At 64.1% G+C, this 8,081-nt stretch carries 10 protein-coding genes; 4 read left to right on the top strand and 6 right to left on the bottom strand.

The window, feature by feature from the left end:
* Positions 1-327: zinc ribbon domain-containing protein (locus tag ACQ754_RS10965; protein ID WP_440997068.1), on the top strand; the 327-nt coding region annotated here is incomplete at its 5' end.
* Positions 328-374: 47 nt separating this feature from the next.
* Complete coding sequence (locus tag ACQ754_RS10960) at positions 375-770, top strand: hypothetical protein (RefSeq protein WP_440997067.1); 396 nt, start codon at positions 375-377, stop codon at positions 768-770.
* A 70-nt stretch (positions 771-840) separates the two neighbouring features.
* On the opposite strand, the gene ACQ754_RS10955 is transcribed toward ACQ754_RS10960, so the two are convergent.
* A complete protein-coding gene (locus tag ACQ754_RS10955; protein ID WP_440997066.1) occupies positions 841-1,410 on the bottom strand; it encodes an NnrU family protein in 570 nt (189 codons plus the stop codon).
* Positions 1,411-1,530: 120 nt separating this feature from the next.
* Complete coding sequence (locus ACQ754_RS10950; protein WP_440997065.1) at positions 1,531-2,217, bottom strand: SOS response-associated peptidase; 687 nt, start codon at positions 2,215-2,217, stop codon at positions 1,531-1,533.
* A 149-nt stretch (positions 2,218-2,366) separates the two neighbouring features.
* Here ACQ754_RS10950 and ACQ754_RS10945 point away from each other — a divergent pair, with 149 nt between their 5' ends.
* Positions 2,367-3,617, top strand: a complete 1,251-nt coding sequence (locus ACQ754_RS10945; protein WP_440997064.1) for an OmpP1/FadL family transporter — start codon at positions 2,367-2,369, stop codon at positions 3,615-3,617.
* A gap of 38 nt (positions 3,618-3,655) precedes the next feature.
* Here ACQ754_RS10945 and ACQ754_RS10940 read toward each other — a convergent pair whose 3' ends face one another.
* Positions 3,656-4,045, bottom strand: coding sequence for a hypothetical protein (locus ACQ754_RS10940; protein ID WP_440997063.1), 390 nt, complete (start codon positions 4,043-4,045; stop codon positions 3,656-3,658).
* A gap of 113 nt (positions 4,046-4,158) precedes the next feature.
* On the opposite strand from ACQ754_RS10940, the gene ACQ754_RS10935 reads away from it, so the two are divergent.
* Positions 4,159-5,502, top strand: a complete 1,344-nt coding sequence (locus tag ACQ754_RS10935) for an aspartate aminotransferase family protein (protein WP_440997062.1) — start codon at positions 4,159-4,161, stop codon at positions 5,500-5,502.
* Positions 5,503-5,636: 134 nt separating this feature from the next.
* Here the strand turns inward: ACQ754_RS10935 and tenA are convergent, their stop codons facing one another.
* From tenA to ACQ754_RS10920, 3 genes are all read right to left on the bottom strand, one after another.
* On the bottom strand, positions 5,637-6,308 hold the full coding sequence (gene tenA, locus ACQ754_RS10930) for a thiaminase II (RefSeq protein ID WP_440997061.1): 672 nt from the start codon (positions 6,306-6,308) through the stop codon (positions 5,637-5,639).
* A gap of 95 nt (positions 6,309-6,403) precedes the next feature.
* Complete coding sequence (locus tag ACQ754_RS10925; protein WP_440997060.1) at positions 6,404-7,063, bottom strand: NADPH-dependent FMN reductase; 660 nt, start codon at positions 7,061-7,063, stop codon at positions 6,404-6,406.
* Between the two features lie 53 nt (positions 7,064-7,116).
* Positions 7,117-8,019: a DMT family transporter gene (locus ACQ754_RS10920; protein WP_440997059.1), complete on the bottom strand. Its 903-nt coding sequence runs from the start codon at positions 8,017-8,019 to the stop codon at positions 7,117-7,119.
* Positions 8,020-8,081: the final 62 nt, after the last annotated feature.

Genomic DNA, 8,081 nt, shown 5'->3' with positions numbered 1-8,081 from the left:
GGAGGCGCTTTTCATCAACGGCTCGGGTACAAAGCGGCAGAGGCTGGTACCTGGGCGATGGAAGCACCGACGCGGCAACTCAAGCCCTCGCAGACCTGCCACGCCTGCGGGCGTCAGGAGCAGAAGCCGCTCGGCCAGCGGCGTCATGAGTGCCCCTGTGGCGTGTCCTGCTCGCGGGACGAAAACGCCGCCCGGGTGCTGATGAGCTGGGCCGAGCAGCAGTTATCCGGTCGGGAACCGGCCGAGGCGTGGAGGGCGGTAAGACCGAATCATCCTCCGGATGATCCGGCACGCCCGATGAGACGCGAAACTCGCGCCATAGCCTGAAAGGCTTGGCGGGAGTAGTTCATAGCGAGCCCATCGACGCAGAGTGGGTGAACGCTCTGGAAGCAAACCCCGAGCTCGCCGAACGCATGGAGGCCTTCGTATCCCGCTTTGGCCGGATGCAGGACACGATAGCGGACAAGCTATTGCCACGCTGGTTGGTCGCGGTCGCGGAGACGCCCGGAAGTCAGATCGAGGTACTGAATCGCGCGGAACGCCTTCGCGTGTTGGCGAGCACCCAACGTTGGCTCGAGGCTCGGAAACTCCGCAACCGGCTGGTGCACGAGTATATGGAAAACCCGAAGCGCTTCGCCGAAGACCTCCTCCTCGCCAAGGAGTTCACCCCTATGCTCGTGGACACGTACAACCGTATCCATGCCTTCGCCCGGGAACGTATGGGACTAGCCACCGACCACCTACCGGAGCCGCTGCCACCCCTACGTTGATCGGATGGCGCCACCCCACCATCTCCTGGAACCGGCCGTTCGTCCTATTCGCACCCCACGAGCCTTGTCCTCACATCACCGGAACGCCGATGAGCAGCGGGTGCAGCCAGACGACGAACAAGCCGTAGATCACGAGCCCGCCGACCACCGCGATGGCATCGTTGAAACGCCCGCGTGGCAGCTCCGGGATCGGCCGGACCGGGCGCCGCTTCAATGAGATCCGGTCCGCGACGGCCCAGACCAGGAAGCCGCCGAACAGGAGCACGTCGGCCAGCGTGCCGTTCACCAGCAGATGGGCCAGCGCCCAGACCTTCACCGCGACCAGCATCGGGTGCTTGAGCGTGGCCTGGATACGCCCGGGCAGATAGGTGGCAAGCAGTAGCGGAAAGATCGCCACGAGCAACAGCATCGAGAGATGGCGCAGCCACGTCGGCGGCACATAGAGGAAAACGGGATCCTGCCGCGCCGCGCCATAGCCCCAGATGATGAGCACCACGCCCACGATGGCGACGACGGAATACATCCCCTTCCAGGGCATCTCCCCGAACCGCCCCACCATGCGGTCACGCCATTCCGGCGCCACGATCGAGACCGAGTGCACGCCCAGGAAAAGGATCAGCCCCAGGATCAGAATGCCCATGCTTCGCCCCCGTTTGGTCGCCGTTGAACCCTAGATCGAACAACGCTCATTGTACGCACTGCATCCCCCGTAGTCCCCAACGACCAGCGGGGCACCGACGACCACCTGTTTCCTCTGTCCCTAACCGTCGGCATCGCTATCATCCGTCGGCTCCAGTAACCCCGCGTCGTCCTCGTCGGGACGATTCACCCGGCGCGAGACCGGCGAGGCGGTGAGCGCGTCGGCATCCAGGTGCCGGATGGCACCCCGGATGGCGTCCCGTTCCGTCAGGCCGGGGTCCAGCCAGGCCTCCCAGGAGTCGCGATCCAGCACCACCGGCATCCGCGGATGCACCGCCTTCGCCTCGCCCCGGGCCGACTCGGTGATGATGGCGCAGCGACCGCCAGCGTCCACATCCTCGGCGTCGGTCCAGAGACCGGCGAACATGAGCAATTCGCCATCAGCGCGGGTGAAATAGTACGGGTGCTTTCCGGAGGGCGTCTGCTGCCACTCGTACCAGCCGTTCGCCGGCACCAGGCAGCGGTGGCGACGGAAGGCGTCGCGGAAATACGCAGAGGTGGCCACCTTCTCAGCCCGGGCGTTGATGGGCGCTGGCGCATCCTCCCGGGCCCATTTGGGGCGGAAGCCCCACCAGGCGGGGGCCAGCAGCCGGTCGGCGCCATCGCCCTCCTCGCCCGGGCGCGCCACCGGGATCACCCGCCCGGGGGTAATATTGTAATGCGCCTGCCAGTCATCCAGCAGCAAACGCGCCTGAATGGCATCGGCGATCCGCGCCGCGGGCTCGTGGAGGTCATAACGTCCGCACATCCTGTAAGCCTATGCCGCCACCCCGGCGCCGGGGAAGGCCGTGACGCGGATTCCCTATGTGCTTATACGTATTCCCGTTAATTCCTTTTTATTCTAAAAAACCCACGGTATAACACGCTTCGCCACTTTCCCGAATCACAGGCGATCTCATGAGACGCACGCATAGTCTGCTCCTCGCGGCAGCTCTCCTACCCGCCCCGGCCCTGGCCACCAACGGCTACTTCGCCCACGGCTATGGCGCGATCAACAAGGGCATGGCCGGCGCCGGAACCGCCCTTAGCCAGGACAGCATCGCCGCGGCCACCAATCCCGCCGGCATGGCCTTCGTGGGCACTCGACTCGATATTGGCGCCGAGCTCTTCTCTCCGGAGCGGCAGTACCGGGTAAAGGGCGAGGGCGAGCCGAGGCCCGGCGCGTTCTTCCTGCGTCCAGGCACGGTGGAAAGCGACAACGACGCGTTCCTAATCCCCCATGCGGGCTATAACCACCAGGTGAGCGAGACGCAGACCCTGGGCGTTTCCGTCTATGCCAACGGCGGCATGAATACCGAGTATCCGGGCCGCTTGGGCGGCACCTTCGGCGCGGGCGCAGCCGGCGTTGACCTCGAGCAGCTGTTCATCGCCCCCACCTGGACCTGGCGCTTCGCGCCGGAACAGGCCATCGGGATCTCACCCGTGCTCGCCTACCAGCGGTTCTCGGCGAGCGGACTAGGCAGCTTCGCGGACTTCTCCACCGACCCCGAGGCGCTCAGCGACAACGGCACCGACGAGGCCTTCGGCTACGGCTTCCAGATCGGCTGGCAGGGCCGGATTGCCGAGGATCTGCGCGGCGGGCTGAGCTGGCGCAAGGTGATCCGGATGGAGGAGTTCGACAAGTACCAGGGGCTGTTTGCTGAACACGGAGACTTCGACATCCCCCAGATGTTCAACGCCGGGCTCGCCTGGTCCGGCATCAAGGATCAATGGTTGCTGCTCGACATACAGCACATCCGCTACAGCGAGATCGATAGCGTCGGCAACCCACTGCTGCCCAATCTGCGACGCGCCCCGCTCGGCGAGGACGGCGGGGCCGGCTTCGGCTGGGACGACATAACGATCTTCAAGCTCGGCTGGCAGTGGCAGCAGACGCCGCGACAAACCTGGCGCGCCGGCATCAGCTACGGCGAGCAGCCCATCCCGGACAGCGAGGTGCTGTTCAACATCCTCTCCCCCGGCGTCCAGGAGTGGCATGTCACCGCCGGGTTCACCCGGGAGCTATCCGATGGCCTGGCGCTGACGGGCATGGCGTTTTACTCCCCGGAGGAGACGGTCCGTGGCGAAAACCCCCTAGGACCAGGCCAGCAGATCGAGCTCAGCATGCACCAGATGGGTGCGGCGGTAAGCCTCGGCTGGCAATTCTGAGGCGCGCGACACCGCACAAAACAGGGCTATCGACGCCGCTACCAGCCCCGAACCTTCGCGGCCAGATATGGCGCCAGGGCGATCACCAGCAAGACGATGGGCCAGATATTGCCGTCCTTGAAGGTGTAAGCCTCGAGCATGGTCGGCCATGACTTACCCTGCCAGAGCCCGAAGGAGAACTCGAAGACAAGCGTCAATGCCAGCCAACCCAGTCCGACGCCCACCAACTCCACCCAACCGGAGACGCTCAGCCAGGGCAGCATGAGGTATGCCATCGCCAGGATCAGCGCGGACAGGATCACCCCACTCAGCACCATTGCGATTCGCGTACCCATCGCCGGGAACAAGACCGCCTCGCGCAGCACGCCGTTGAGCACGGCTAACACAAGGATTCCCACCCAAATCGCCAGCGCCTTCAGAATCGTCATCCCACTCACGTTGGACCCCCTGCTTCAGACGGTCTGGCCCTTTGATTGCGCCCGTGGCCGTCCTAGGATGTCAGTACGCAACCAAAACAGCGACGACACAACAGGGTGACGCCATGGCAGACCCGGCCCCGCAACAGACCCCCGGCCTCACCGCCGAACAGCTCGACGCCTACTGGATGCCGTTCTCCGGCAACCGCCAGTTCAAGCGCGACCCGCGGATCATCATGGGCGCCGAGGGTAGCTACTTCCGGGATGCCGACGGCCGGCAGATCTACGACAGCCTTTCGGGCCTTTGGACCTGTGGTGCCGGCCATGCCCGCCCTGAGATCGCCGATGCGGTGAGCCGCCAGCTCCGCGAGCTGGACTACTCCCCCGCCTTCCAGTTCGGCCACCCCAAGGCCTTCGAGCTCGCGCATCGTATCCGCGAGCTCACCCCCGAGGGTTTGAGCCATGTCTTCTTCACCGGCTCCGGCTCGGAGAGCGTCGACACCGCCCTGAAGATCGCCCGGGCCTACTGGCGGCTGAAGGGCCGGCCAAGCAAGACCAAGCTCATCGGCCGCGCCAAGGGCTACCACGGGGTGAATTTCGGCGGCATCAGTGTTGGCGGTATCGGACCGAACCGCAAGCCCTTCGGTCAGGGGGTCGATGCCGACCACCTGCCCCATACGCTACTCCCGGAGAATGCCTTCAGCCGGGGCCAGCCGGAGCACGGCGCCGACCGGGCCGACGAACTGCTGGAGCTCATCGCCCTGCACGACGCCTCCAACATCGCCGCGGTGATCGTCGAACCGCTAGCCGGCTCCGCCGGCGTGATCCCGCCGCCGCAGGGGTATCTCCAGCGCCTGCGCGAGATCTGTGATGAGCACGAGATCCTGCTCATTTTCGACGAGGTGATCACCGGCTTCGGCCGCATGGGCGCGAAGACCGGCGCCGATGCCTTCGGCGTGGCGCCGGACATCATGACCTTCGCCAAGCAGCTCACCAACGGGGCGGTACCCATGGGCGCAGTGGTCGCCCGGCAGGAGATCTACCAGGCATTCATGGACAACGCCGGCCCCGACTACATGCTCGAGCTCCCCCACGGCTATACCTACTCCGGTCACCCGGTGGCCTGCGCCGCCGCGCTGGCGAGCCTGGACGTGCTCGAGGGAGACGGCCTCATCGAGCGGGTACGGCGGATGAGCCCGGTGTTCGAGGCGCTGCTCCACGGCCTCGCCGGCAGCCGGTACGTCACCGACATCCGCAACTACGGATTTGCCGGCGCGCTGCAGATCGAGCCCTACCCCGGCGAGCCGGCCCGTCGCCCCTTCGAGATCGCCATGAAGTGCTGGGAGAAGGGCTTTTACGTGCGCTACGGCGGCGACACCATCCAGCTCGGCCCGCCCTTCATCGCCGAGCGCGAGGAGCTCGACCGGCTCATGAACGCCATCGGCGAGGCCATCGCCGAGCTGGACTGACGCGGTCCCGCACAACGGCGACCGAGGGGAAGGCCACGACCACGGACGGCCGGCGGCCGCCGGCGAGCTGGAGGCACTCGTCTCGCACAAGGCCCTCTTCGATTTTCAGGTGACCACCTCGCCCGAACGACGCCCTACTGCAACCGCTTCAGCCCCATCTCCCAGAAGCTTTGCTCCAAGCGCGTGGCCTGGGTAAAGATCCGCGTCAGCGCCGGCGTGCGGGCAGCGCTGCCCCGTTCAGCGAACAACCGGTCCATCTGCGCCACCACGGACTGCGCCAGACCCTGGAACTCCTCGCCGGCATAGGTCTCGATCCAGCTCCGGTAGGGGTTGCCCTCCAGTACCGTCTCCGGCGCCTTGCTCAGCCGCGCACCGATCTCTGCATACCCGACCACACAGGGCGCCAATGCTGCCAGCAGGTCCAGGAGATCCCCGGACATCCCGGTCTCCAGGACGTAACGGGTATAGGCCAGATTGGCACGGGCCTCCTCCGCCCGCTCCAGCTCCTCCGGGGCAATGCCCCAGCCCCGGCAGTACTCGACGTGCAGGGCCATCTCATGGTGGAGCAGGCCATTCAGCACCTCCGTCGCCGCTTTCATGTCCGCCAGCGACGACGACTTGTAGGCGGCCAGCGCCCAGGCCCTCGAGAAGTGGATCAGGAACTGATAATCCTGTATCAGGAAGTGTCGGAAGCTCGCCTCCGGCAGCCGCGCTTCCGCCAGTTGCTGCACGAATTCGTGATGCGTGTAGGCGTGCCAGTCGTCCGGACAGCCGCCTTTGAGCGCTTCCACCAGCATATATTCCATTTAACCAGAACCCTTTTGGCTGTATGCGCCGCGCCGGCCTCCAAGGGAAGACCCCATCATATGGCCTGAACTCCCTACCCGCGTCACCGTCGCCGCTACGGGGCGTTCCTCTCCGAGGGATCCCGCTTGAAATCCTTAACCAGTTCATGCGGATCCACCTGGGCCCGATACTCCCTCGCCGCCTGCGCCCACCAGAGCAGCTGGCTGAAGGTTCGCCCGAAGTAATCGAACCATGATGCTTGATCCACCCCCGTCTGCGGCGAACCATCTGCTGCAAAAACCTCTTGTGCCTTTGGCACATGAATCATCGCCGACACGGGAAGGCAGCCTAGCTCGGAAAGAAACGTCCTCATTGCAACGGCCGCCCGCATTCCGCCCCATTGTCCCGCCGAATACGTCGCGATAGCGCTAGGCTTGTAGGAGAACAGTGAACTACCGAAGTGATTCAGTAAGTTGGCCAGCGCCGGACTCATGGAATGATTGTACTCCGGGCTGATCATAATAAAGCCATGCGATGACTCTATCTTTTCTGCCAGTTCGTCGAGGTTCTCAGGGGCCTTACCTTTTGGGTACGCAAAATGCGGCTTAAAAAGCGCGTCCATCGGGTAGTCCAGGGCATCGATCAAACCCACCTCGTGCCTTTCATATCGATTTTCCAAGCACATTAGGCACGCTTTCGCCACGCGGGCACCAAGACGGGCCGGCCGAGGGGGAGTGCTATCCCTCACGGTACCCAAAAAAACCAAAATCTTCATTCGGAATATCTCCGTTTCCTATGTGGAGCGCAACGGTGGCTTCTCGATGAACGTTAATCAGCAACGGGTAAATTGGGAGGTGGCCGTCGGGAGCTCGAAAATACGCTCAACGCGGTCACTGTCACCAATATCAGCACCATCCCGGCAATTTGCGGCCCAGCCAGGGTTTCATTCAGGACCACGACACCGAACAACGACGCGGTAACCGGCTCGACCATTGCCACGATGGAGGCCACGGCCGGGGCCGTGTGATTCAGGCCGATGATATAGAGGACGAACGACAATCCAGCGCCGAGCACACCCAGTGCCAAGAACAGCGGCCAATCCGGCGTACTCAAAGCGGCAACGACCTGCTCGGCATCGCCGGGCAAGATCAGGATCATGGCAAGTACCGTAAACGCAATAACGAGAATCGCCTGTGGGCTGCCGTGCGGCGCTGCATACTTGAAGCCGAAGATGAATATCGCGTAGGACAGCCCGGAAAGCAGCCCGGCGCCCACACCAAGCGCCGTGACACCGCCTGCACCGATGTCGTAAATCTGTGTCAGCAACACGACACCGACCATCACCAACACCATCGCGGCCCACTTCAGCGCCGTGGGGCTTTCAAGCTTCAAAGCGAATGACACGAGATACACGAACACGGGTGCGCAGTACATCAACGTAGCCGCAACCGCGACGCTTCCCTGACCGATACTCACAAAATAGAACGCGAAGTTGCCTGCCACCCCAACACCGGCGATCGCCGACCAGAACCATAACCGGCCATTGGCCAGCCCACTGCCTCGCGGGCGTAGCATGAGCCAGACGAGGACGCAAAGCAGTCCGATCGTGCCCCGATAGAAGGAAACGACGAACGCGTCCCAACCATCGGCCATCAAAATCCCGCCGATCCCGCCGGACAACCCCCAGAACAGGGCCGCCAGCATTACGAAAACTGTACTCAGGCCCGTCATACGAAGGGGCTTCCGGGCGAGTCGGATAGGCTCGCGCTCACGAGCGTCCTATGGTTTTACCG

This window comes from Arhodomonas sp. SL1, from assembly GCF_052060015.1.
GTDB lineage: Bacteria > Pseudomonadota > Gammaproteobacteria > Nitrococcales > Nitrococcaceae > Arhodomonas.
This window is presented reverse-complemented; position numbering and strand designations above follow the sequence as displayed.

Coding starts and splice junctions, on each gene's coding strand:
- ACQ754_RS10955 (WP_440997066.1), bottom strand. CDS start 1,410: ATGGGCATTCTGATCCTGGGGCTGATCCTTTTCCTGGGCGTGCACTCG.
- ACQ754_RS10950 (WP_440997065.1), bottom strand. CDS start 2,217: ATGTGCGGACGTTATGACCTCCACGAGCCCGCGGCGCGGATCGCCGAT.
- ACQ754_RS10945 (WP_440997064.1), top strand. CDS start 2,367: ATGAGACGCACGCATAGTCTGCTCCTCGCGGCAGCTCTCCTACCCGCC.
- ACQ754_RS10940 (WP_440997063.1), bottom strand. CDS start 4,045: ATGACGATTCTGAAGGCGCTGGCGATTTGGGTGGGAATCCTTGTGTTA.
- ACQ754_RS10935 (WP_440997062.1), top strand. CDS start 4,159: ATGGCAGACCCGGCCCCGCAACAGACCCCCGGCCTCACCGCCGAACAG.
- tenA (WP_440997061.1), bottom strand. CDS start 6,308: ATGGAATATATGCTGGTGGAAGCGCTCAAAGGCGGCTGTCCGGACGAC.
- ACQ754_RS10925 (WP_440997060.1), bottom strand. CDS start 7,063: ATGAAGATTTTGGTTTTTTTGGGTACCGTGAGGGATAGCACTCCCCCT.
- ACQ754_RS10920 (WP_440997059.1), bottom strand. CDS start 8,019: ATGACGGGCCTGAGTACAGTTTTCGTAATGCTGGCGGCCCTGTTCTGG.